The sequence below is a fragment of the Halomonas sp. ABH4_019 genome (assembly GCF_056159885.1).
The window spans coordinates 276,260-298,976 of sequence record NZ_JBSWWC010000002.1; the positions used below are offsets into that span (position 1 = coordinate 276,260).

The window sequence follows — 22,717 nt, forward strand, 5'->3', positions numbered from 1 at the left end:
CTAGCATCGCTCGGGCCATCGACAGTGATGGCGGTGAGGCAGCGCCTCGCGTCTCGCCCTCGCCTTTCACAACAAGAGAACAGGAGTTCGCCATGAAGATCAACACGGCCATACGCCACGCCTCCGGCATCGCCCTGCTGGGCGGCGCCCTGCTCGCCGGCCAGGCCCAGGCGGCCGGCGAGTCCGAGTGCATCGCTCCCGCCAAGCCCGGCGGCGGCTACGACCTGACCTGCCGCCTGGCGGCCAACGGCCTGCTGGCCGCCGAGCTGATCGACGAGCCGATGTTGGTGACCTACATGCCCGGCGGCATCGGCGCGGTGGCCTACAACCACGTCAACGGCGTGCGCAGCGACGACGACGACCTGATCGTCGCCGCCAGCACCGGCGCGGCGGTCAACCTGGCGCTGGGCAAGTTCGGCCAGTACGACGCCGGCGAGGTGCGCTGGCTGGGCGCCCTGGGCGTCGACTACGGCGCCATCGTGGTCAGCGCCGACGCGCCCTGGCAGAGCCTCGACGAGCTGATGGCCGACCTCCAGGAGCGTCCGGGCGAGATCGCCTTCGGCGCCGGCGGCACCGTGGGCAGCCAGGACTGGATGAAGGCCGCGCTGACCGCCAAGGCCGGCGACATCGACCCGCGCGCCCTGCGCTACGTGGCCTTCGAGGGCGGCGGCGAGGCGCTGGCGGCGCTGCTCGGCGACCACATCCAGGTGTTCACCGGCGACCTGTCCGAGCTGCAGTCCCAGCTCGAGAGCGGCAAGGTGCGAGTGCTGGCCGCGCTCTCCGAGGAGCGCATGGGCGGCCCCTACGCCGAGATCCCCACCGCCGCCGAACAGGGCTACGACGTCCAGTGGCCGATCTGGCGCGGCTATTACATGGGCCCGGACGTCAGCGACGAGGCCTACCAGGCCTGGGTCGAGCGCCTGGAGACCCTGGCCGCAGACGAGCGCTTCGCCGAGCTGCGCGAGGCCCGTGGCCTGTTCCCGATGTCACGCTTCGGTGACGACTTCGACGCCTACGTGAAGGATCAGGTCGCCGACTTCCAGTCACTGGCCGAAGAAGTGGGCCTGAAATGAGCATCGCCGCCGACCGACTGCTGGGACTCGCCCTGATCGGTCTGGCGGCGTTCATCGCCGCCCAGGCCGTGCAACTGGAAGTCCCGTTCAGCTACGAGCCCGTGGGGCCGAAGGCCTTCCCGCTGGGCCTGGCGGCCCTGCTCGCCGGCCTGGCGCTGGTGCTGGTGATCCGGCCCGGCGAGGACGGCGAATGGCCCCATCCCGCCCTGGCACTGAGGCTGCTGGTGGTGCTGGGCCTGCTGCTGGTCTATGCGCTGCTGTTCACCCGCCTGGGCTTCATTCCCGCCTCCTTGCTGGTGGTGGCGACCCTGGCCCGGCTGTTCGACGCCAGCTGGCCCAAGGCGCTGCTCACCGGTGCGCTGATGGCCACGGGCAGCTATTTCCTGTTCACCGAGGCGCTGGGCATCGCCCTGCCCACCGGCACCTGGCTGGCCGACGTCATCTAGAGGAGCGCCACCATGTTTGATTTCCTGATCGAGGGCTTCGGCGTCGCGCTGAGCCCGCTGAACCTGGGGCTGGCCTTCCTCGGCGCCCTGCTCGGCACCCTGTTCGGCGCGCTGCCTGGCATCGGGCCGATCAACGGCATCGCCATCCTGATGCCGCTGGCCTACACCCTGGGCCTGCCCGCCGAGTCGGCGCTGATCCTGCTGGCCGGCATCTACACCGGCGCCGAGTACGGCGGCCGCATGTCGAGCATCCTGCTCAACGTGCCCGGCGACGCCGGCGCGGTGATGACCACCCTGGACGGCCACCCGCTGGCCAAGCAGGGCCTGGCCGGCCCGGCGCTGGGCCTGTCCGCGGTGAGCTCCTTCGTCGGCGCCACCATCGCCATCATCGGCCTGACGCTGTTCGCGCCGCTGCTGGCCGAGGTGGCGGTGATGTTCGGCCCCGCCGAGTTCTTCGCGCTGATGGTGTTCGCCTTCTCGTCGATGTCGGTGATGATGGGCAAGGACCCGATCAAGACCGCCCTCGGCGCGGTGCTGGGCGTGCTGATCGCCACCGTGGGCGTCGATTCCGGCACCGGCGTGATGCGCTTCACCTTCGGCCTGCCCGAGCTCTACGACGGCATCGACTTCGTGGTGATGATCATCGGCCTGTTCGCGATCAGCGAGATCCTGCTGATGCTGGAGCACGCCCACCGCCGCGACGGCGACGGCGAGCTGCCGGCCCTGGGCCGCGTGTTCGTCAGCCTCAAGGAGGTGCTGCACTGCAAGGGCGCCATGGGCCGCTCGGGCCTGCTCGGCTTCGTGATCGGTGTGCTGCCGGGCACCGGCGCCTCGGTGGCCGGCGCGGTGTCCTACACCACCGAGAAGCGCCTGTCCGACAAGAACGGCACCTTCGGCAAGGGCGACATGCGCGGCCTGGCGGCGCCGGAGGCGGCCAACAACGCCTCGGCGGCGGGCTCCTTCGTGCCGATGCTGACCCTGGGCATCCCCGGCTCCGGCACCACCGCGGTGCTGCTCGGCGCGCTGATGCTCTACAACATCACCCCGGGCCCGATGATGTTCACCGAGCGCCCCGAGGTGGCCGGCGGGCTGATCGCCTCGCTGTATATCGGCAATATCGTGCTGCTGGCCTTGAACCTGCCGCTGGCCGGGGTGTTCGCCCGGGTGCTGACGATTCCGCGCTGGGTGCTGGTGCCGGCCATCGCCATCCTGGCCTTCGTCGGCGTCTACCAGCTGCACTCCGACCTGACCGCCATCTACCTGATGCTGATCATCGGCGTGTTCGGCTACCTGCTGCGCAAGCTCGGATTCTCGCTGGCGCCGGTGATCCTCGGCTACGTGCTGGGCGGGCTGATGGAGCAGAACCTGCGCCGGGCGCTGTCGATCAGCGGCGGCGATACGGGCATCCTGTGGCAGTCCGGCATCTCGCTGGGGCTGTGGGTGGCCGCCGCCGCGCTGCTGGTGTTGCCCTGGCTGGTGCCCAAGCTGCTGGCCCGCCGCACCCGCCACAACAGCGCAGGCTGATATACTCCTCGGGCCCGCCCGGCGGGCCCGAACCCGCTCGACTGGAGACCTCGCCTTGCCCTCCGCCCTCGCCTCCCTGCTGCGTTTCCTGCCCACCCTGGCGCTGGGCATCGTCGGCGGCGCGGCGGCCTTCGCCGTCAACCTGCCGCTGCCGTGGCTGCTCGGCGCCATGATCGCCACCACCGTGGCGAGCCTCTGCGGCGTGCCGCTGCGCTCGCCGGGTCGCGGCCGCAAGGGCGTGCTGGTGGTGATCGGGGTGATGCTGGGCTCGGCCTTCACCCCCGGGCTATCCGGCGACCTGGGGCTGTGGAGCCTGAGCCTGGCGGTGATGCTGGTGGCCACGGCGGTGATGATGGCCTTCTCGGTGTGGTTCTCGCGGCGTATCGCCGGCCACTCCCGGGAGACCGCGCTGTATGCCGGCGTGCCGGGCGGGGTCTCCACGGTCACGGTGATGGCGATGGCCTCCGGGGCCGACCTGCGGGTGGTCGGCATGACCCATGCGGTGCGCATCCTGGTGCTGCTGGTGGCGATCCCGCCGGTGCTCCAGGCGATCGGCCACGTCGACCTGGGCAATGCCACGCCGGACCCGTCGGGCTGGCTGACGCTGCCCGGCCCGGCGGATGCGGCCTGGCTCGTCGCCGCCGGGTTCGGCGGCATCTGGCTGGCACGCCGGCTGCGCCTGCCCAACGCCCTGCTGTTCGGCCCGGCACTGGCCTCGGCGGCGCTGCACCTCAGCGGCGTCACCCACGCCGCGGTGCCGCCGGCGCTGCTGGCCCTGGCCCAGGTGATCATCGGCGTCTCGGTGGGGGTGCGCTTCGCCGGCACCTCGCTGGCCCGGCTCGGCCAGACGCTGGTGATGGCCATCGCCCAGGCGCTGGTGCTGCTGGCGATCGCCGTGCTCGCCGCCTGGCTCGGCCACCTGCTGACCGGCTACTCGGCGGCCGCGGCGCTGCTCGCCTACATGCCCGGCGGCGCCCCGGAGCTGAGCCTGGTGGCGCTGACGCTGGGCATCGACCCGGCCTTCGTCACCACCCACCACCTGCTGCGCATCAGCGTGCTGGTGCTGATCCTGCCGGCGCTGTTGAAGCGCTTGGCCCCGCCCGTCGCCTAGCGGCGGGCGAGGCCTCGCTGAGGAGCCAAGACGCCTGTGTGGTAGCCAGCTCGGACCGCAAGGACGACTCAGCCTTCGCCTCGCGGGTCGGCCTCTTCAACCGTCACCTCCATGCCCAACAGCAGGAAAGACAGCGTCTTGCCATGCCCGTCCAGGTTCAGCGCCCCGTTGACGCCTCCCTGCAGCACGTCATCGATCACCAGGTTCATTCCTCCAAGGCCCGGCATCGGGTAACGGCGCACCCGACTGGCGCCACGATGGGCGAACAGGGCCAGCACCCGCTCTTCGGTCACCTGCGCCAAGAGTGTTTCGTAGTGACGCGGATCATAGGCGAACAGCGCGAGATTGAGCCGGTCCCCCTTGTCGCCGGCCCGCGCATGGGCCAAGCGGTGCAGTGGGACGACGCGGGAATCGACGCAAACTTCAGCCGGCGAGTTGCTCATGGAGATGGTCCTCAAACAGGGTGGCATAGGTTTCGACGTCGGTACGCTTGACCAGATAGGAGGCGGTAAACACGCGGCGCTGGAACTGGCGGCGTACACCGCCACCACCGGCAGGCCCCGTACAATAGAGAGCCAGCAACTCTTGAGTGGCACGCTCGACCCAGCGACGCTCTGGGTGCTCGACGGCGAGCCTTAGGCGATAGTCGCCATCGCCCACCTCCGCCACCCGATCCTGCAGCGCTCCATCGTCATCATCGAACACACTGGCATGGCCGACGATGTCCAGGCGTTTACGCAACTCGGGCGGAGCCCGAAAGACCAGACGCTCGCGCAGGGTATCGGCTGCCAGGCGCGCCCTCGCCAAGGCATTGGGCCCGGCATAGGAGATCTCGGCCTCGCCCTGCCAGCCTCCCTCGTAGCACACCGTGGTCTTGAGTCGCTCAGGCGCCGGTTTTCCCTTGATGCCACTGACCTCGACGCGATCGGGCCCGAGTTGCCGCACGACGACGTGGGTAAGATCCACCACCACGTCGGGCGTCAGGTAATTGGCCGGATCATGCACCTCGTAGAGCAACTGCTCCTTGACGGTTCGCTCGGTCACGCAGCCACCGGTTTGCGCCGGCTTGGTCACCACCAGGCGGCCATCGGCTTCCACCTCGATGATCGGATAGCCCAGCGTCGCCAGGCCGGACACGTCCTTGACGCCGGGATCGGCGAAATAACCGCCGCTGACCTGGGCACCGCATTCGCCCAGGTGCCCGGCCATCATGCCGGCAGCCAATCGGTCCCAGTCGTCCCAGGCCCAGCCGAAGTGGTGCACCAGCGGCGCCAGGAACAAGGCGGGATCGGCCACTCGTCCCGTCACCACCACCTCGGCATCGAGCGCCAGGGCCTGCACCAGCGGAACGGCTCCCAGGTAGACGTTGGCCGAGATCAAGTGCTCGTCACCGGGCAGCGCGCGCGTCTCGGCCTCCCAGGGGGCGAGGTCCAGGCCGGCGAGACCAGCACGGATATCGTCACCATGAACGCGGCCGACCCGCACCGATGGGCGCCCCTGCTGCTCGGCGAGTCGCCTGACCACCTCGCACGCCGCCGCCGGATTGGCGGCGCCGAAGTTGCCGAGAACAGCGATGCCGTGGTCGAGACAGTCCCGCAACACGGGCGCCAACAATTCGCCCAGCAGCGGCTCGTAGCCGGCCTCCGGGTCGTCGCGCATGACACGATGCGCCGCGGCGAGGGTTCGCTCACCCAGGGTCTCGAAGACCAGGGCGGCGGGCTGGCCCCGTCGGATCAACTCGGCAACCACCGGGACCGCCGCATCGGTACGGTCGCCAGAGAAGCCGGCACCGCTTCCTATCAAAAAGGTCATGAGTGGCTCTCCTTGGCTGACACATGATGCGAAACGGGGCCCGCGCCAGTGACGTCTCGTCGAGACAACATCAGGCGACGACCATAGAGCCCACCCAGTAACAGGAGGGAGGCGAGGGTCGTCAGCCATCCCGGGGTCAAGGCCAGGCCGACGACCAGCAGCAGCCCCGCGACGTCCAGCCACCGCACGCCGGTGATGGCGGCCCGTGACATCAAGGCGGCGAATGCCAGCACGAAGGCCACTCCCTGACCGGCGGCCAGCACGATATCGAGCCAGTCACCGAAGCCCGCCAGCGACGGATAGATCAACAGCAGGAAGGGGATCACGTAGATCGCCGCGGCCAGCCGCACGGCCTCCCCCGCCGCCGGCAACCAGTTGGTCCGGGCGATGCCGGAAGCGACGAACACCGCCACGCACACCGGCGGCGTGATCACCGATAGCGTGGCGAAATAGAACACGAACAGGTGGGCGATCAGCGGCTCGACGCCGATGTCGGTCAACGCCGGCGCCAGTACCGAGGCCACCAGGACATAGGCCGCCGTGGTGGGGATGCCCATGCCCAGGATCAGGCATACGCCGCCGACGATCGCCGCCACCAGGAACATCGACTGGCCGCCGAGATCGACGATCAGGCTGGCGAGCGTCACACCGATACCGGTCATGCCGATCATCGCCACCAGGATCTGGGCGCCGGCCAGCAGCACGCCGATGATCACCATGCCCTTGCCGGCATCCATCAGGCCGGCGAGCAGCTTGGCGAGGATATCCTTCCATGACGTTCCGGCCAGCAGGGCGAACAGCGTGTAGGAGAGAAAGGTCATCAGGACGCCGAAGAAGGCCGAGGTCTGGATCGAGCGGCCGCTGAGCACGCCGTAGAAGAGCCCACCCAGTGCGGCCAGGATCGGCACCAGGCGCTCGGCACGCAGGATGTTGCGCCACGCGGGCAGCTCGTCGTCCGGCACCACGCGCAGGCCACGACGCCGGGCCACCAGCTGGATCGTCACGAATACGCCCAGATAGAAGAGGATGGCCGGCAGCAAGGCCGCCAGGGCGATGCGCACATAACTCTCGCCGAGGATCTCGGCCATGATGAAGGCCGCCGCACCGAGGATCGGCGGCGCGATCTGTCCCCCGGTGGAGGCCACCGCCTCGACCCCGGCGGCGAAGGGCCGCGGATAGTCCAGGCGCTTCATCATGGGAATGGTGAAGTTGCCGGTGGTGGCGACATTGGCCACGGCACTGCCGCTGACCATGCCGAACAGTCCCGAGGCCACGGTGGCCACCTTGGCGGCCCCGCCCGGCGAACGCCCGCTGATGCGCAGTGCCAGGTCCATGAAGGTCTGGCCGCCACCGGTGTGCAGCAACAGGCAGCCAAACAGCACGAAGGCGGCGATGGTGGTGGCGGCCACCCCGACCAGCATGCCCCACACCCCCAGGTCGCCGAGGTAGATGGTCTCGGTGATGAAGGCGAGGTCGAAGCCGCGGTGCCCCAGGCTGCCGGGGATCAGGGCCCCGAAGTAGGCATAGGCCAGGCCGGCGAGTACCAGCAGCGGGAAGATGGCACCGATGGCGCGCCGCGACAGTTCCAGGATCGCCACCAGCAGAACGCCGGTCATCACCATGTCCTGGGGCGAGGCCCAGGGCAGCTCGACGAGGATACGCTGATGATTCATCACCACAGAGCCGCAGGCCGCTACAACGCCTGCGGCGAGGGCCAGGTCCACGGCCAGGCCCAACGGCCGCCAGCGAGTGCCGACCGCCAGGGGGTAGATGGTCAGCCCCAGCAGCAGGACCAGAGCGAGGAAAACCCCGCGCTGGACCAGGCTCTCGAAGGGCCCGGTAGCCGACGTATAGAGGATCAGCCCTCCCAACGCCAGGGCCAGCCCCTTGGTCAGATGCGTACGCATGAGGTTCTCCTCCCGGTGCGCCTTACTGGGCCGGTTTCAGGGCTTCGGGAAGTTCGTGGCCTTGCTCCTCGAAATAGCGCGCCGCTCCGGGATGCAGCGGGACGCTGCCCACCTCGAGGGTCATCTGCGCCATGTCGGCTCCCTCCAACGCGGAGAAGGCATTGGCCTGCGGCTCAGGGTTCTCCATGATGGCCTTGACGATCCGGTAAGCGGTCTCCTCGTCGAGGTCGGGCTTGGCGTGTACGGCGACGCCGAAGGCCCAGGTGCGGAAAGCCGGGACACCCTCCGCCGCTCCTTCAGGAATCTCGACCACGGCGACATCCGGCATCTGCTCACGCAGCGTCGCCACCTGTTGATCGCTGAGCGACAGGACCTCGATCGGGGTGAAGGTGGCGATATCCAGCGTCGAGCCATCCAGGCGTTCGCCGACACCGGATTTCACATAGCCGGCGATGCGTCCGTCCTTGATCGAGCCGACCACATCGGTGGTGGAGCCCCGCACATAGTCGGGCTCGATGCCGAGGGTCTGCATCACCGCTTCGGTGGTACTTTCGGTGGCCGAGCCGGTGATACCGGGGTTGAGTTGAACGCCCTCGAGTTCCCCCAGGGACGTGATACCTGCATCTTCGCGCAGGACGACATTCTGCGGCGCCACCGTGTAGACCCACAGCAGCCGACTATCGACGGGACGGCCCTCGAAATCGTTGAGTCCCTGATAGGCGTGAAACCCCGTATTGGTGGTCACCAGCCCCAGGTCGACCTGGTCACGACTGAGGCGACGCAGGTTGTCCACCGTGGCTCCGGTTTCGACGACCGATGAGGTGACGCCCTCGACCTGGTTATTGATGATCTGGTTGACGGCGACGAAGTAGCTGTAGTGGCTCGAGGAACTCGAGGTCGACCCGATCAGCAAGCGCTCTTCGGCCTGGCTTGTCGTGACACCAGCGAACAGCGCGAGGCCGGCGGTCAGTGAAGAGATCAACGTCTTGTTCATGATGGCGGCTCCAGGACCCGACTCTGGGTCTGTTGTAGTTGTGATCGAGCACCCTCGGGGATACTCCTCGCTTGGCAGCTTCGGCCGGCTCCTCTATTTTGTATATTGAAATGTTTTTAAGATTCCTTAAATTTTATAAATGAATCCCAGCATCAAGCAGCTCAAGGCCTTCGTCGCCGTGGCACGGTCGAGCAGCCTGGCCGAAGCCAGCGAGCGCGTGCACCTGTCGCAGCCGGCGCTGTCCATCGCCATTCGCAAACTCGAAGAGACGGTGGGCGGTCCGCTGTTCGCGCGAACCACGCGCCAGCTGTCGTTGACGCCTGAAGGCGAGGCCTTTCTGCCAACGGCATTGCGTTTGCTCAACGACTGGGAGGAAGCATTCGCGGACCTGGGCGAGCTATTCTCGAAGCAGCGCGGCAAGATCACCCTGGCCGCGCTTCCCACTCTGGCGGCCGGACTGCTGCCCGATGTCATCGCAGGCTTCCGCAAGCGCCATCCAAGGATCAACCTGAGCCTGCACGATGTGCTCGCGGATGAGGTCAACCTGCAGGTTCGCGAGGGCCGTGCTGATCTGGGATTCTCGGTGCCGCCGATGGCGTCGGAAGACCTGGCCTTCGAGACGCTGATCATTGACCGCTATGTCGTGGTCTGCCCGATGGGACATCCCCTCCTCGAGCAGAAACACGTGAGATGGGAACAGCTGGCCGACTACCCCTTTATCGGCTTCAACCGACTATCGAGCGTGCGCCAGGATATTGACCGCATCATGGAAAAGGTGGGCAAGCCGCTGGACCTGCTATGCGACGTCAGCCAGATCGCCACGGTGGGTAGAATGGTGGCGGCGGGGTTGGGCATCAGCGTGCTGCCCTCGCTGAGTTTCCGCCAGATCACAGACGACGGTATCCACAAGCGGCCCCTGGTTGTCCCGACGATCAAGCGCGAGCTGGGCATGGTGATGCGCCGGCGTGATCCACTATCGGCAGCGGCTTCAGCATTTCGCGACAGCATTCGGGAAGCGACCCACCCGAAAGGACAAACTCTCGGCGAAGCCTTGCAGTGAAACAGGTCGTCGCCTAGCGGCGGGCGGGGCCGGTCCGCTACAGTACGGACCCCGCCCTTCCCCCGCCGAGGATGCCCATGCCCCCTGCCGACGATACCGCCCTCTCCGTCAGCGAGCTCAACCGCCGCGCCCGCCAGGCGCTGGAGCAGGACGTCGGCGACGTCTGGGTGGAGGGCGAGCTGTCCGGGGTGTCGCGGCCGGCGTCGGGCCACGTCTACTTCACGCTCAAGGACGAGCGGGCCCAGCTGCGCTGCGCGCTGTTCCGCAACCGCGCGCGCTTCATCGCCGCGCCGATGCGCGACGGCGACCGCGTCAAGGTGCGCGGCCGGGTGTCGCTGTTCGAGCCGCGCGGCGACTACCAGCTGATCGCCGAGGCGGTGCAGGCGGTGGGCGAAGGCGAGCTGCTGGCGGCCTTCGAGCGGCTCAAGGCCAGGCTCGACGCCGAGGGGGTGTTCGCCAACGCCCGGCCGCTGCCCTACCCGCCCCGCCATCTGCTGGTGCTGACCTCGCCCACCGGGGCGGCGATCCGCGACGTGCTGGCGGTGCTGGCCGCACGCTGGCCGCTGGCCCAGGTGACGCTGATCCCGGTGCCGGTGCAGGGCCGCGAGGCGGCGCCGGCGATGATCGCCGCGCTGGGCCTGCTCAACCGCCAGGCGGCGCTGGATCCGGAGCGCGATGCCATCCTGGTGACTCGCGGCGGCGGCAGCCTGGAGGACCTGTGGGCCTTCAACGACGAGCACCTGGCCCGGGCGATCTTCCACTCCCGGCTGCCGGTGATGTCGGCGGTGGGCCACGAGGTGGACGTGACGCTGTCCGACTTCGCCGCCGACCGTCGCGCGCCCACGCCCTCGGCGGCGGCCGAGCAGCTAGTGCCCGACCGCCGAGAGCTGCTGCAGCGCCTGCAGGCCCTGGAAAGCCGACTGCTGCGCGTCCAGCGCGCGCGGCTCGACACCGAGGCCCAGCGGCTCGATCACCTGCGCGCGCGGCTGCGCCATCCCGGCGAGGTACTGGCCTTCCGCCGCCGGCAGTTGGAGCAACTGGAGGGCCGGCTGCACCGGGCCATGCGCGCCCGGCTGGAATCGGCCCGCCGCCAGGAGGGCGAGCTGCGCCGGCGCCTGGCACTGCGCGCGCCGGATCGCCAGCTCGAGCAGGCCGAACGCCGGCTGACGCTGGCCGGGCAACGCCTGCGCCACGCCCTGCCCCGGGCGCTGGCCCGCCACCGCGAGCGCCTGGCCGCGGTGAGCCGCGAGCTGCAGGCGGTCAGCCCGCTGGCGGTGCTGGGCCGGGGCTACGCCATCCTCGAGAATGACCAGGGCCGGGTGATCCGCCGCGCGGCGGACACCCGGCCCGGGGAGCGCCTGGCGGCGCGGCTCGGTGAGGGGCGGCTGGCCCTGGAGGTATTGCCGGACGAGGACGCCGCCGACTGACCTCGTCTCATCGGGTCGCGCGAGGCGCTCGCGTCACGATGCCTCGCTGTGGGGAGTGCCCGGCTTGAAGGTCGAGGGCTCGAGCTCGTGGCGGGCCAGCAGCTTGTAGAAGTCGGTGCGGTTGCGCCCGGCGATGCGCGCCGCCTGGGTCACGTTGCCCTCGGTGATCTTGAGCACCTTGATCAGGTAGCTGCGCTCGAAGCCGGCCCGGGCGTCGTTGAAGGTCGGCAGGGCGTTCTCCTCGGCGGCCAGCGCCTGGGCGACCAGCGCCTCGGGGATCATCGGCGCGCTGGTCAGCGCCACGCACTGCTCCACCACGTTGACCAGCTGGCGCACGTTGCCGGGCCAGGCGCTGGAGGCCAGCAGATTGAGGGCCTCCCGCGAGAAGCCCTTGACGAAGGGCTTGTGGCGCTCGGCGGCCTGGGCGACCAGGTACTTGGCCAGCAGCGGCACGTCCTCGGCGCGCTCCTTGAGCGGCGGCAGCTTGAGGTTGACCACGTTGAGGCGATAGAAGAGGTCCTCGCGGAACTCGCCGTCGTGCATCGCCTGGCTCAGGTCGCGGTGGGTGGCCGAGATCAGCCGCACGTCCACCGGCACCGAGGTGGTGGAGCCGAGCGGGCGGATCTGGCGTTCCTGCAGGGCGCGCAGCAGCTTGACCTGCAGCGGCAGCGGCATGTCGCCGATCTCGTCGAGGAACAGGGTGCCGCCGTCGGCGGCCTGGAACAGCCCGCGGTGCTCGCTGATCGCGCCGGTGAAGGCGCCCTTGGCGTGGCCGAACAGCTCGCTCTCCAGCAGCTGCTCGGGCAGCGCGCCGCAGTTGATGGCCACGAACGGCTTGTCGGCGCGGCGGCTGGCCCGGTGGATGGCCTCGGCCATCAGCTCCTTGCCCGACCCCGAGGGGCCGGTGACCAGCACGCTGACGTCCGAGGTGGCGACCATGCGCGCCTGCTCGAGGATGCGCTCCATCTCCGGGCTGCGGGTGATGATCGCCTCGCGCCAGCGGTCGTCGCCGTCGCCGTTGCCGCCGGCGCTGGTGTGGGCCAGGGCCTCTTCGATGGTGGTGAACAGCTCCTCGCGATCCACCGGCTTGGTGAGAAAGCCGAACACCCCCTGGCGGGTGGCGCTCACGGCATCGGGAATCGAGCCGTGGGCGGTGAGGATGATCACCGGCAGGCCGGGCAGGCGCCGCTGGATCTCCTGGAACAGCGCCAGGCCGTCCATCTCGTCCATGCGCATGTCGGAAAGCACCAGATCGGGGTTGCCGGCATCCAGGTGCTTGAGGGCCGCGCGCCCGCTTTCCGCCGTGGTCACGCGGTAGCCCCGGCTCTCGAGGCGCATGCCCAGCAACTTGAGGAGGCTGGGATCGTCGTCCACCAGCAGGATATGGGCCCCGTGATTCTGGGCCTGGGGGCTTGCGCTTGGCATCATGTCATGTCTCCCGCATTACTCGGTCTGCTGTCGCGAGTTGATGTTGCGTTCGATATCGGTGAGGGCGTCCAGCTTCTCCTCCAGGGCGGCCTTCTCCTCGGCCAGCGTCTCCTGGGCCTGGCGGCTCTCGCCCAATCGGTGGCTCAGGCCGCGCCGGCCCTCGATCTCGTTGAGCCAGTAGCGCAGCAGCGGCTGCAGCCGCGCCGGCGCGGCGCTGAGGTCGGCCTTGAACAGCTCGGAGGCCTGGTGCCACTGGCGCTCGTCGCCCCAGGCCAGGACCACGGCCCGAGCCAGGCGCCGGTCGGTGTCGTTGCCTTCCAGGCGCAGCAGCATGGCCTCGCGCCAGGCCCGGTCGCCGCGCTGGGAGGCCAGGCCGAAGGCCACCCAGTCCTCGAACATGCAGGCCGGATCGTCGAAGCCGGGGATCTCCGAGAAGCAGGCGCCGATGTCGGGTTCCTGCACCACGGGCTCCCTGGGCTCCTGCCCCGGCAGCTGCGTCGGTATCCACTGGCACCCGGCCAGCCAGACCGTGGCCAGGCACAGGAGCAGGGGGCGTGGGGTCATATCACTCGTTCCTTGCGTGGTGTTCCGCAACGGCGGAATCGGATGCTTGATGTTCGTTGCCCGGCGCCGGACGCGGCAGCGTCAGGCGGAAGCACACCGCCAGTCGCGCGTCGTCGACCAGCGCCAGGCTGCCGTGCTGCAGGCGGGCGCAGTCGGCGGCCACCGACAGCCCGATGCCCGAGCCCTTGAGCGCGCCCTTGCGGCGGATGCGCCCCTGGTAGAAGGCCTCGAACAACCGCGGCCGGTCCTCCTCGGGGATCGGCTCGCCGCTGTTGGCCACCTCGACCACCAGGCGGTCATGGCGGGTATGGGCGCGGATTTCCAGTTCGCCGCCGTCCTCGCCGTAGGCGATGGCATTGGAGATCAGGTTGTCGAGGATCCGCCCGGTCGCGGTGCGGTCGACCCGCCAGACCAGCGGCCCGTCGAAACAGGCCACCGCCATGCCCTTCTGCTGCAGTGCCAGGTGATGCTTGGCCAGCACCTCCTTGGCGACGGTGGCGAGATCCAGCCGCTCGGCCTCCAGGCGCTGGTTGTGCTGCAGGAGGTTGTAGTCGAGCAGCTGCTCGATCAGCTGCTGGAGCTCGCTGCCGCTGGCGTCGATCAGGTCGAGGATCTCGCGCTGGTGGCCGGTGAGCTCCCCGGCCACGCCGTCGGCCAGCAGCGACGATCCCTCGCGGACGCTGGCCAGCGGGGTCTTGAGTTCGTGGGACATGTGGCGCAGGAACTGCTGCTTCTGTTCCTCCAGCTCGTCGAGCCGGGAGGCCAGCCAGTCGAGCCGCTCATCGAGGCTGACCAGCTCCGCGGGCCCCTGCACCGGGGCCACGCGGGCCCGCTGGCCGCCGCTGCCGATGCCCAGGATGCGGCGTTCGAGCTGTCGCACCGGGCGCACGATCAAGCGGGTGAACAGCAGCATCAGGATGAGACTGGCCGATACCAGGGCCGCCGTCTGCCACCACAGCCGATGTTGCACCGTTTCTGCACGGGTGCGGATGATGTCGAGACGGTCGTCGATGCGCCGATTGGTGGCGTGGCGCATCGCCTCGGTGTGCTCGGCGAAGGGCAGGAATTCGGTCAGGCGATCCTGGAATTCCTCCAGCGGCAGCCCAGGCAACTCGGCGAGCCGATCGAGCAGCCCGGACAGGGCGGCAACGTCCGGGTCATCGGGCAGCAGCTCGCGCTGCCGGGCCAGCAGGCGACGGTACTCGGCCAGGCGCTCGTCGAAGATGTCGAGCAGGCTCTCCTGCTCGACCACCGCATACTGCCGAGCGCCGCGCTCCATCTCCAGGGCCAGGGCCCCAAGGGTACGGGCACGACGGGTCTCCTCCACCGCCTGTCGGGCACTCTGGTCGGCCAGCCGCGAGAGTTCCGACAGCGCCTGCCCGGCCTGGAGCATCAGCACGGCGAGGGGCAGCATCACCATCAGAAAGGCCAGCAACACCAGCTGCAGCAGCGAGCGGGGGCGCCAGCGTCGAGAAACGGCAGAAGTCATGGCCAGCGTTCGGTAGAGGAATGAGTCGGCATTCACCATCGTCTATGCCCGAGGATACCAGAGTTCGGCCTGTGTCCCGCGCCGCATCGCGGCCGAACAGGCAAAAAAAAGGCCGGCAGAGCCGGCCCAATACGCAGGGAACTGAAGGGGTGGAAAACCGCTCGACCGAAGACTCGGTCCATCGCTCGATCGATTTCCCGGGGCCATGCGGCCCGTGAAGCAGCGGAGTCCCGCCTCAGCTAGGGTGAGACTCCTGGGACGACACATCGCCCCGCTTCCTCTGGCGGCCCCGCCGGGGCGTGGCCGCGCGATTCGTTCCCCCGTTCGGGGGAGAGGCATCCTTGCCAGGGCATCCTTGCCCTTTCGGTACACGTCCTTGACGTCGTCGGTACCGTCTCATCGCAACCTAAAGTCACACATCGCTGGAGCAGACGTCGGTCGCCGGGAGGTCGGAGGCACAGGGCAGTGTTGTCGCGAGCCTCTCGGCGACCGGAAGACGGTTCGAGCCGTTTGAACCGCTTCCGTTTGCTCACCCTGACTATTGCCAGTTACGTGCCATAAATTATCCATTACATTATAAATCAATGACTTGAGAAGGTTCTGATATTGGCATGCCGGGCCCGAAGCTGCAAAACCGCCCACGACACGGCGATTTTCGTCGCCGAATGGCGACGCCATTAGGCGGAAAAAGAAAAAAACCCTTAAATACAAGGAGTTAAAGCGTCGCCAGCCGGAGACAGCATGATCCCCGAGTGGCGTCGGGCGGCGACAGCGCTCAGCCGAGCGCCTTGACGAGGATCTTGGACTGGCGGGCGTGGTTGTAGGTGTCCCGACGCAGCGGCGGCAGGTCATCGATTTCGGCGAGCCGGAAGCCGTGCTCGAAGAACCAGTGGGCGGTATGGGTGGTCAGGGCGAACAGCGCCTCGAGCCCGAGCCCGCGGGCGCGCCGTTCCACCTCGCCGAGCAGCACGTCGCCGCGGGCGCCGCCGCGGTAGTCGCCGTGCACCGCGACGCAGGCCAGCTCGCCCATTCGCGCCTCGCCGAAGGTATGCAGGGCGGCACAGCCGATCACCATGCCGTCGCGCTCGATGACCACGTAGTCGTCGACCTCGTACTCCAGCCGCTCCCGGGAGCGCGGCACCAGCATGCCGCGACGCTCCAGCGGCTCGAGGAGCTCCAGCAGGCCGCCGATGTCGTCGATCTCGGCGCGCCGCAGCTGCTCGTAGCGGTGCTGGGTGATCATGGTGCCCACCCCGTCACGGGTGAACAGCTCGCCGAGCAGGGCATCGTGGTCCTGCCAGGACAGCAGGTGGGTGCGTGCCACGCCGTGACGGGCGGCGGCACAGGCGGCGCCCAGGTGGCGGGCCAGCTCGCTGCCGGCCTCGGCCGCGGCCAGGTGCGGCTCGGCCTCGACCGGCGCCAGCTGGCGGCGCAGCCGCCCCGCCTCGTCGAACAGCCCGCAGGCCTCGCCGAGCAGGATCAGCTTGTCGGCACCGAGCGCCGTGGCGGTATGACGGGCCACCTCGGCGGCGTCCAGGTCGAAGACCTCGCCGGTGCTGGAATAGCCCAGCGGCGGCAGCAGCACCAGCGAGCCCTGCTCCAGCAGGCCACGCATGGCGACCTCCCGGACCCGGCGCACCTCACCGCTGCGATGGAAGTCGATGCCGTCCCGGACCCCCAACGGCTTGGCCATCACCAGGTTGCCCGAGACCGCCGTCATCTCCACCCCGTGCAGCGGGGTGTTGGGCAGTCCCAGCGACAGCCGCGCCTCCAGCCACAAGCGCTGCTCGGCGGCCACTCGCTCGACCCGGGCCATGATCGCCTCGTCGGCCACCCAGCGTCCCTGGTGGCGCCGGGGCACGATGCCGTCCTCGGCCAGCGCCCGCTGCACCTGGGGGCGAATGCCCAGCACCACCACCAGGCGCACGCCCAGGGTGTGCAGCAGCGCCAGGTCCTGGATGAGCTGCTCGCCACGGCCCTGCGCCACCGCCTCGCCCTCGATGAGGATGACGAAGGTTCGCCCTCGGTGCGCATTGATATACGGCGAGGAGTTGCGAAACCAGTCGACGAAGGGGAAACGAGTATCCAAGGCCGCGCTCCGGCAGCAGGTGAAAGGGAAAGATGAGTGTTGACTATATCAGACACGCGAAAACGGCGGCACCACTGCGGTGCCGCCGTTTCGGGCTTCGGGCTTCGGGCTTCGGGCTTCGGGCTTCGGGCTTCGGGCTTCGGGCTTCGGGCTTCGGGCTGGATGATAAGCCTTCGTGATGCCGCGCAGGATCTCCCGATTCAGCGCCCGTGGCCCGTGGCCCGTGGCCCGTGGCCGAACTTAGCCGAACATGCCCTTGAACATGAAGAAGAACATGATCGCCAGGCCGGCGCCGGCCGGCAGGGTGATCAGCCACGACATCACGATGGTGCCGATCACGCGCAGGTTGAGCGCCGCCATGCCGCGGGCCAGGCCCACGCCGAGCACGGCGCCGACCAGGGTGTGGGTGGTGGAGATCGGCAGCCCGGTGCCCGAGGCCAGCACCACGGTGGTGGCGGCGGCCAGGGTGGCGGCGAAGCCGCGGCTCGGGGTCAGCTCGGTGATGCCGGTGCCCACGGTGGCGATCACCTTGTGACCGTAGGTGACCAGGCCGGCGACGATGCCGCCGCCGCCCAGCACCAGCACCCACCAGGGCACCAGGGCCTCGCCGCCCACGCTGCCGCCGCTCTGGACCACGCTGATCACCGCGGCCAGCGGGCCGACGGCGTTGGCCACGTCGTTGGAACCGTGGGCGAAGGCCATGGCACAGGCGGTGAACAGCATCAGCACGCCGAACACCCGCTCCACGCCGCCGTAGCCGAAGGTATCGTCCTTGCGCTTCTCGGCGCCCACCCGGCGCTCGAGCAGGCCGCCGAGCAGCATGACGCCGAGACCGAGCAGGATGGAATAGAGCAGGCTGGCGCCGAAGCTCAGGTCGAGGCCGACGTGCTTGAGCCCCTTGGTGAAAGTCACCATGGCGACGATGAACCCGACCAGGAAGACGTACATCGGCACGTAGCGCTTGGCCGCGGCGAAGGGATCGCGGTTCTCGAAGATCAGGTGCTGGACCGACTTGAACAGCATGAAGGCGATGGTGCCGGACATCAGCGGCGAGACCACCCAGCTGGCGGCGATCTGGCTGACCTTGGTCCAGCCGATGGCCTCGAGCCCCAGGCCGGCCATGGCGAAGCCGACGATGGCGCCGACGATGGAATGGGTGGTGGAGACCGGCCAGCCGCGCATCGAGGCGATCAGCAGCCAGGTGGCCGCGGCCAGCAGCGAGGCCAGCATGCCGTAGACCAGCAGTTGCGGGTCGTCCTGCAACAGGGTCGGATCGATGATGCCCTTGCGGATGGTGTCGGTCACCTCGCCGCCGGCCAGCCAGGCGCCGAGGAACTCGAAGATCACGGCGATGATGATCGCCTGCTTGATGGTGATGGCCTTGGAACCCACGGAGGTGCCCATGGCGTTGGCCACGTCGTTGGCACCCACCCCCCAGGCCATGAAGAGCCCGAAGGCACAGGCGAGAAGGATGAAGATGTCGCCGTATTGCGCGATGATCGACATAGGACGATGTCCCTTGTAGCGGTCAGAAGGTGGCGGTTGTGTGGCGCGGGAAGGCCCGCTCAGTTGGCCGTCATGATCTGAAGGCGGCTGCCGACGCGTTCGGCGCGATCGGACAGCTCACCGACCCAGTCGATGATCTTGTAGAGGAACATCACCTCCACCGGCGGCAGGCGATCCTCCAGCTCGAAGAGCTGGCGACGGATGGCGATCTGCTGCTGGTCGGCCTGCTGTTCCAGGGTGTGCAATTCGCGGATCAGCTTCTGCATCACGTCGGAGACGTTGCGGCCGAAGCCGGACTCGAGCAGGTCCTTGAGCTCCTCGAGGGCCTCGCGGGCCTGGCCGACGCAGGCCACCGAGGTGCGCATGTACTCGCGCATCGGCTGGGCGATTTCCTCGGGCACCTGCATCTTGCGTCCCAGCATGATGCCGGTGATGTCGCGGGCCTTGTTGGCGATCTTGTCCTGCACGCTGATCAGGTCCAGCAGGTCGGAGCGCGATACCGGCAGGAACAGGGTGTTGGGGAGGTTGAGACGCAGCTCGGTCTTAAGCTCGTCGGCCTCGTGCTCGAGCCGGGTGATGGTCTCGCGCTGCTCGCCGGCTTCCTGCCAGTCGCCTTCGAGGGTCGCCTCGAAGAACGGCAGCAGCGCCTCGGCGCAGTCGTTGACCTTGACGATATGAGCCAGCAGGGGCTGGAATGGCGAGCGACCGAACATCGCCGAGAAGGGATTGGATGTCACCATGGGGCATCTAGGCACTTGGAAATGGCGGCGACAGTATAGAGACTGCCTACGCTGGCGTCATGGAAAAATCATCTAATCTTCACGAACATCCGATAAGGCGGCCGCTTCATGGCAAACGAGATCGAACTCAAGCTGGCCCTGGGCCCCACCGGCCCCGAGGCCCTTCGCCACCACTCCCGGCTCGCCGGCCTGACGCCCGCCACCACACGCCTGGGCAACACCTACTTCGACACCCCCGACGGTCGCCTGGAGGCCGAGCGCATGGCGCTGCGGCTGCGCCATGACGACACCCGCCTGGTACAGACGCTGAAGACCAGCGGCCAGGGCGGCGGCGGCCTGTCGACCCGAGGCGAGTGGGAATGGGAGGTGATGGGCCCCGGGCTCGACCTCGGCCGGCTGATCGACCTGCCGCCGATCGCCGCGCTCGGCGAAGGGGTGCTGGGGCGCCTGACGCCTCGCTTCGCCACCGACTTCGTCCGCGAGACCTGGTGGCTGGAGGACGACACCGCCACCATCGAGGTAGCCCTGGACCTCGGCGAGATCCGCACCGACGATCACGCCGCGCCCATCCGCGAGCTGGAACTGGAGCTCAAGGCCGGCGACCCCGCCGCCCTGATCGACCTCGCCGAGGCTCTGGCCGAGCGGGTGCCGCTGCGCCCCTCCGACACCAGCAAGGCCGCCCGGGGCGCCGCCCTGCTGGCCGGCCGCTGGTCGCTGCCCGAGGGCGGCACCGGGGCCGCCTGGCTGCATCGGGCCGTGGTGGCCCTCGATGCCCTGGCCGACACCGACGACGCCGCCTGGCGCGAGGCCGCCCGCGAGGCCTTCCTGCGGCTGGCCGAGGGCGATGGCGAAAGCGCCGAGGACGCCCGCCGGCTGGCCACGGCGCTGCGCGATGAGCGCGAATGGAGCGCGGATGCCGGCGGCCGGATGCTGGCCCTGGCGCGCCGCCTGCCGGACTCGGTGGCCCTGGGTTGAGGGAGCGAGGAGCCACCGTGAACCACGACCGTTTCAAGCCCGCCGCCGGCGCCCTGCGCACCCGCCTGTTCCAGGTCATCTTCGAGTCCGACACTCCCTGGGCCAAGGGCTTCGATATCGCCCTGATCGGGGTGATCCTGGCCAGCGTGCTGGTGGTGATGCTGGAGAGCGTCGCCGGCCTTCAGGCCAGCTACGGGCCCTGGTTCCGGCGCTTCGAGTGGGGCTTCACGCTGCTGTTCACCGCCGAACTGCTGATCCGCCTCTACTGCCTGGAGCGCCCCTGGCAGTACCTGAAGAGCTTCTACGGCGTCATCGACCTGATCGCCATCCTGCCCACCTGGCTGGCCCTGGTGCTGCCGGGGGCCCAGTCGCTGGTGGTGGTACGGCTGCTGCGCACCCTGCGCATCTTCCGGGTCTTGCGGCTGATGGAGTTCGTCGGCGAGGGCCGCCTGCTGATCGGCGCCCTGATGCGCAGCAGCCACCAGATCTTCCTGTTCCTGTTCACCGTGCTGATGCTGGTGACCATCTTCGCCTCGCTGGTCTACCTGATCGAGCCCGCCGAGGCCGGCTTCACCAGCATCCCCACCGCCATCTACTGGGCCGTGGTGACCCTGACCACGGTGGGCTACGGCGATATCACGCCGGTGACGCCGCTGGGTCAGGCCATCTCGGTGATGGTGATGCTGATCGGCTATTCGATCATCGCCGTGCCCACCGGGGTGTTCTCCGCCGAGGTGATCCGCTCGATCCGCGCCGACCGCTACTCCGACGAGGCCTGCCCGGGCTGTGGCCATGATCGCCACGAGAAGCACGCCCGCTATTGCCTCAAGTGCGGCACCTGGCTGGACGAGACCACCCCCGACCCACGCGAGGAAGAAGCGGGAGACGAAAAGACGCCCCGGGAATGATCCCCGGGGCGTCGCGTGGCGCAAGGGCGCGGGCTGAGGCTCACTCGACCTCGAGCGGCGCCTCCCAGGCCTCGAGCTCGGCCTCGCTCCAGTCGCCGTAGCCGGCATTGGGGAACACGATCCAGTCCCGGCCGAAGCGCTCGGCCTCGGCCTCGACGAGCTCGTGCTGACCGGCCAGGTCGGCGTCGGCGAAGTCGCCGGCGAAGTCGTGCAGGGAGTCGCCGAGCTGCATCACCAGGGTGTGGTCCTCGACCACCGCGGCGCGGCGCTCCGCCTTGGGCGGCCCCAGCAGCATGACGCTGTCCGCGGAGACCTGGGGCAGCCCCAGCGCCTCCAGGGTGGCGATGGTGTCGGCCTCGTTCTCCTGATAGCGGTCGGAGACGTAGTACACGGCCACGCCCCGCGCGTCGGCGTAGTCCAGGAAGGCCTTGGCGCCGGGGATCAGGCGCGGCTCACCCTCGCGTTCCCAGTGCTTCCAGGTATCCCAGGTGGTGTAGTCGTGGCACTCGGCCATGTCCCGCGCCAGCAGGGCGCTGTTGTCCAGCACCGTCTCGTCGAGATCGGTGATGATCGCCGGGGAGCTCCCCTCGCCCAGGGCCTCGAGCCGATCCTCGAGGCGATAGCGGGCCAGGGCGAAGCCCTGACGCTGCAGGGCGGCGACCTCGGCGGACTGCTGCTGGTAGCGCAGCCCCATCGCGTAGGCGGCCTGGGCGCAGACCATGGCGCCGTCGTCGGCGACGGCCGGCGCGGCCAGCGGCAGGGCCACCAGGCCTGAGAGGGCAGCGGCGACACCGGTGCGACGGAAACTGGACATCGGCATGGGAATTCTCCTTGTCGTGGGGGCGCTCGACGGGCGGGGGGGCGCCCTTCGATTACACCTTGTTATCGAAGAAAGGCACTTGGATCATATTTTATTTTTATTATCCATTCAAATAACGACAATGGAACATCCCCGCGCCGCCTCCCTCCCCGCTCCGCCATAAAAAAACCGGCTCGACCAGGGGTCGAGCCGGTGCGGGAAACGCCGATGCCTAGGCGCCTCAGGCCTGGAAGGGCGCGAGATCGCCGCGGCCCTCGCGGACCACCCTGGGGGGCAGTTCACGCAGGTCGACCACGCTGGTCGGCTCCAGGTGACAGGCACCGCCATCGATCACCAGCGCCAGGTGGGCCCCGAAGCGCTCGCGGATCTCCTCGGCATCGGTCATCGGCAGCTCCTCGCCGTCGGGGATCAGGGTCACGCTCATCAGCGGCTCGCCCAGGGCATCGAGCAGCGCCCGGGTGATCTGGTGGTCCGGCACCCTCACCCCGATCGAGCGCCGCTTGGGATGCAGCAGCAGCCGCGGCACCTCGCTGGTGGCCTGGAGGATGAAGGTGTAGGGGCCCGGCGTGTGGGCCTTGAGCAGCCGGAAGACGGCGTTGTCGACCTTGGCGTAGGTGCCGATCTCGGAGAGATCGGAGCACACCAGGGTGAAGTTGTGCTTGTCGTCCAGGTCGCGCAGCCACTTGATGCGCTCGACCGCCTTCTTGTCGCCCAGGTGGCAGCCCAGGGCATAGCCGGAATCGGTGGGATAGGCGATCACCCCGCCGTCGCGGATGATCTGTACCGCCTGGTCGATGAGGCGCTTCTGGGGATTGTCCGGGTGGATCTGGAAGAACTGGCTCAT

Annotated in this window: 20 protein-coding genes; 8 read left to right on the top strand and 12 right to left on the bottom strand. The window is 68.8% G+C overall.

Annotated features, from left to right (window positions below; genetic code table 11):
• The first annotated feature begins 92 nt into the window (after positions 1 to 92).
• The 4 genes from ACXAFN_RS08440 to ACXAFN_RS08455 are packed head-to-tail and all read left to right on the top strand — an operon-like array spanning position 93 to position 4,154.
• Positions 93 to 1,073, top strand: a complete 981-nt coding sequence (locus ACXAFN_RS08440) for a Bug family tripartite tricarboxylate transporter substrate binding protein (RefSeq protein ID WP_474987903.1) — start codon at positions 93 to 95, stop codon at positions 1,071 to 1,073.
• A complete protein-coding gene (locus ACXAFN_RS08445) occupies positions 1,070 to 1,519 on the top strand; it encodes a tripartite tricarboxylate transporter TctB family protein (protein WP_474987905.1) in 450 nt (149 codons plus the stop codon). The genes ACXAFN_RS08440 and ACXAFN_RS08445 overlap by 4 nt, the downstream gene beginning before the upstream one ends.
• Positions 1,520 to 1,531: 12 nt before the next feature.
• The gene (locus tag ACXAFN_RS08450) at positions 1,532 to 3,043 is read left to right on the top strand and encodes a tripartite tricarboxylate transporter permease (protein WP_474987907.1); all 1,512 of its coding nucleotides are present in this window, start codon (positions 1,532 to 1,534) and stop codon (positions 3,041 to 3,043) included.
• 55 nt (positions 3,044 to 3,098) lie between these two features.
• Positions 3,099 to 4,154, top strand: coding sequence for an AbrB family transcriptional regulator (locus ACXAFN_RS08455; RefSeq protein ID WP_474987909.1), 1,056 nt, complete (start codon positions 3,099 to 3,101; stop codon positions 4,152 to 4,154).
• 68 nt (positions 4,155 to 4,222) lie between these two features.
• On the opposite strand, the gene ACXAFN_RS08460 is transcribed toward ACXAFN_RS08455, so the two are convergent.
• Genes ACXAFN_RS08460 through ACXAFN_RS08475 form a run of 4 tightly spaced genes read right to left on the bottom strand, consistent with a single transcriptional unit; the run spans position 4,223 to position 8,867 of the window.
• Positions 4,223 to 4,597: an AtuA-related protein gene (locus ACXAFN_RS08460; protein ID WP_474987911.1), complete on the bottom strand. Its 375-nt coding sequence runs from the start codon at positions 4,595 to 4,597 to the stop codon at positions 4,223 to 4,225.
• A complete protein-coding gene (locus ACXAFN_RS08465; protein ID WP_474987913.1) occupies positions 4,578 to 5,966 on the bottom strand; it encodes an acyclic terpene utilization AtuA family protein in 1,389 nt (462 codons plus the stop codon). Before ACXAFN_RS08465 ends, ACXAFN_RS08460 begins: the two co-directional genes overlap by 20 nt.
• Complete coding sequence (locus tag ACXAFN_RS08470) at positions 5,963 to 7,873, bottom strand: TRAP transporter permease (RefSeq protein ID WP_474987915.1); 1,911 nt, start codon at positions 7,871 to 7,873, stop codon at positions 5,963 to 5,965. Before ACXAFN_RS08470 ends, ACXAFN_RS08465 begins: the two co-directional genes overlap by 4 nt.
• 22 nt (positions 7,874 to 7,895) lie before the next feature.
• Positions 7,896 to 8,867, bottom strand: coding sequence for a TAXI family TRAP transporter solute-binding subunit (locus tag ACXAFN_RS08475; protein ID WP_474987917.1), 972 nt, complete (start codon positions 8,865 to 8,867; stop codon positions 7,896 to 7,898).
• A gap of 139 nt (positions 8,868 to 9,006) precedes the next feature.
• On the opposite strand from ACXAFN_RS08475, the gene ACXAFN_RS08480 reads away from it, so the two are divergent.
• Both ACXAFN_RS08480 and xseA read left to right on the top strand, forming a co-directional pair.
• A complete protein-coding gene (locus tag ACXAFN_RS08480; protein ID WP_474987919.1) occupies positions 9,007 to 9,927 on the top strand; it encodes a LysR family transcriptional regulator in 921 nt (306 codons plus the stop codon).
• A 77-nt stretch (positions 9,928 to 10,004) separates the two neighbouring features.
• Positions 10,005 to 11,354, top strand: coding sequence for an exodeoxyribonuclease VII large subunit (gene xseA, locus ACXAFN_RS08485; protein ID WP_474987921.1), 1,350 nt, complete (start codon positions 10,005 to 10,007; stop codon positions 11,352 to 11,354).
• Between the two features lie 33 nt (positions 11,355 to 11,387).
• On the opposite strand, the gene glrR is transcribed toward xseA, so the two are convergent.
• From glrR to ACXAFN_RS08515, 6 genes are all read right to left on the bottom strand, one after another.
• Complete coding sequence (glrR, locus tag ACXAFN_RS08490) at positions 11,388 to 12,782, bottom strand: two-component system response regulator GlrR (RefSeq protein ID WP_474987923.1); 1,395 nt, start codon at positions 12,780 to 12,782, stop codon at positions 11,388 to 11,390.
• A 15-nt stretch (positions 12,783 to 12,797) separates the two neighbouring features.
• Positions 12,798 to 13,346, bottom strand: a complete 549-nt coding sequence (locus ACXAFN_RS08495) for a hypothetical protein (RefSeq protein ID WP_474987925.1) — start codon at positions 13,344 to 13,346, stop codon at positions 12,798 to 12,800.
• A 1-nt stretch (position 13,347) separates the two neighbouring features.
• Entirely contained in the window at positions 13,348 to 14,835 is a 1,488-nt protein-coding gene (locus tag ACXAFN_RS08500; RefSeq protein WP_474987927.1) for a HAMP domain-containing sensor histidine kinase, read from the bottom strand.
• Between the two features lie 775 nt (positions 14,836 to 15,610).
• Positions 15,611 to 16,924: an amino-acid N-acetyltransferase gene (gene argA, locus ACXAFN_RS08505; protein ID WP_474987929.1), complete on the bottom strand. Its 1,314-nt coding sequence runs from the start codon at positions 16,922 to 16,924 to the stop codon at positions 15,611 to 15,613.
• Between the two features lie 240 nt (positions 16,925 to 17,164).
• Entirely contained in the window at positions 17,165 to 18,430 is a 1,266-nt protein-coding gene (locus ACXAFN_RS08510) for an inorganic phosphate transporter (RefSeq protein ID WP_474987931.1), read from the bottom strand.
• A gap of 59 nt (positions 18,431 to 18,489) precedes the next feature.
• Positions 18,490 to 19,170 carry a TIGR00153 family protein gene (locus ACXAFN_RS08515; RefSeq protein ID WP_474987932.1) on the bottom strand — a complete coding sequence of 227 codons (681 nt, stop codon included), beginning with the start codon at positions 19,168 to 19,170 and terminating at the stop codon, positions 18,490 to 18,492.
• Between the two features lie 108 nt (positions 19,171 to 19,278).
• Here ACXAFN_RS08515 and ACXAFN_RS08520 point away from each other — a divergent pair, with 108 nt between their 5' ends.
• Both ACXAFN_RS08520 and ACXAFN_RS08525 read left to right on the top strand, forming a co-directional pair.
• Complete coding sequence (locus ACXAFN_RS08520; protein WP_474987934.1) at positions 19,279 to 20,145, top strand: CYTH domain-containing protein; 867 nt, start codon at positions 19,279 to 19,281, stop codon at positions 20,143 to 20,145.
• Positions 20,146 to 20,162: 17 nt separating this feature from the next.
• Complete coding sequence (locus ACXAFN_RS08525) at positions 20,163 to 21,053, top strand: ion transporter (protein WP_474987935.1); 891 nt, start codon at positions 20,163 to 20,165, stop codon at positions 21,051 to 21,053.
• Positions 21,054 to 21,093: 40 nt separating this feature from the next.
• Here the strand turns inward: ACXAFN_RS08525 and ACXAFN_RS08530 are convergent, their stop codons facing one another.
• A complete protein-coding gene (locus ACXAFN_RS08530; protein ID WP_474987937.1) occupies positions 21,094 to 21,873 on the bottom strand; it encodes a 5'-nucleotidase, lipoprotein e(P4) family in 780 nt (259 codons plus the stop codon).
• 220 nt (positions 21,874 to 22,093) lie between these two features.
• On the bottom strand, positions 22,094 to 22,717 hold the full coding sequence (locus tag ACXAFN_RS08535) for an L-threonylcarbamoyladenylate synthase (RefSeq protein WP_474987939.1): 624 nt from the start codon (positions 22,715 to 22,717) through the stop codon (positions 22,094 to 22,096).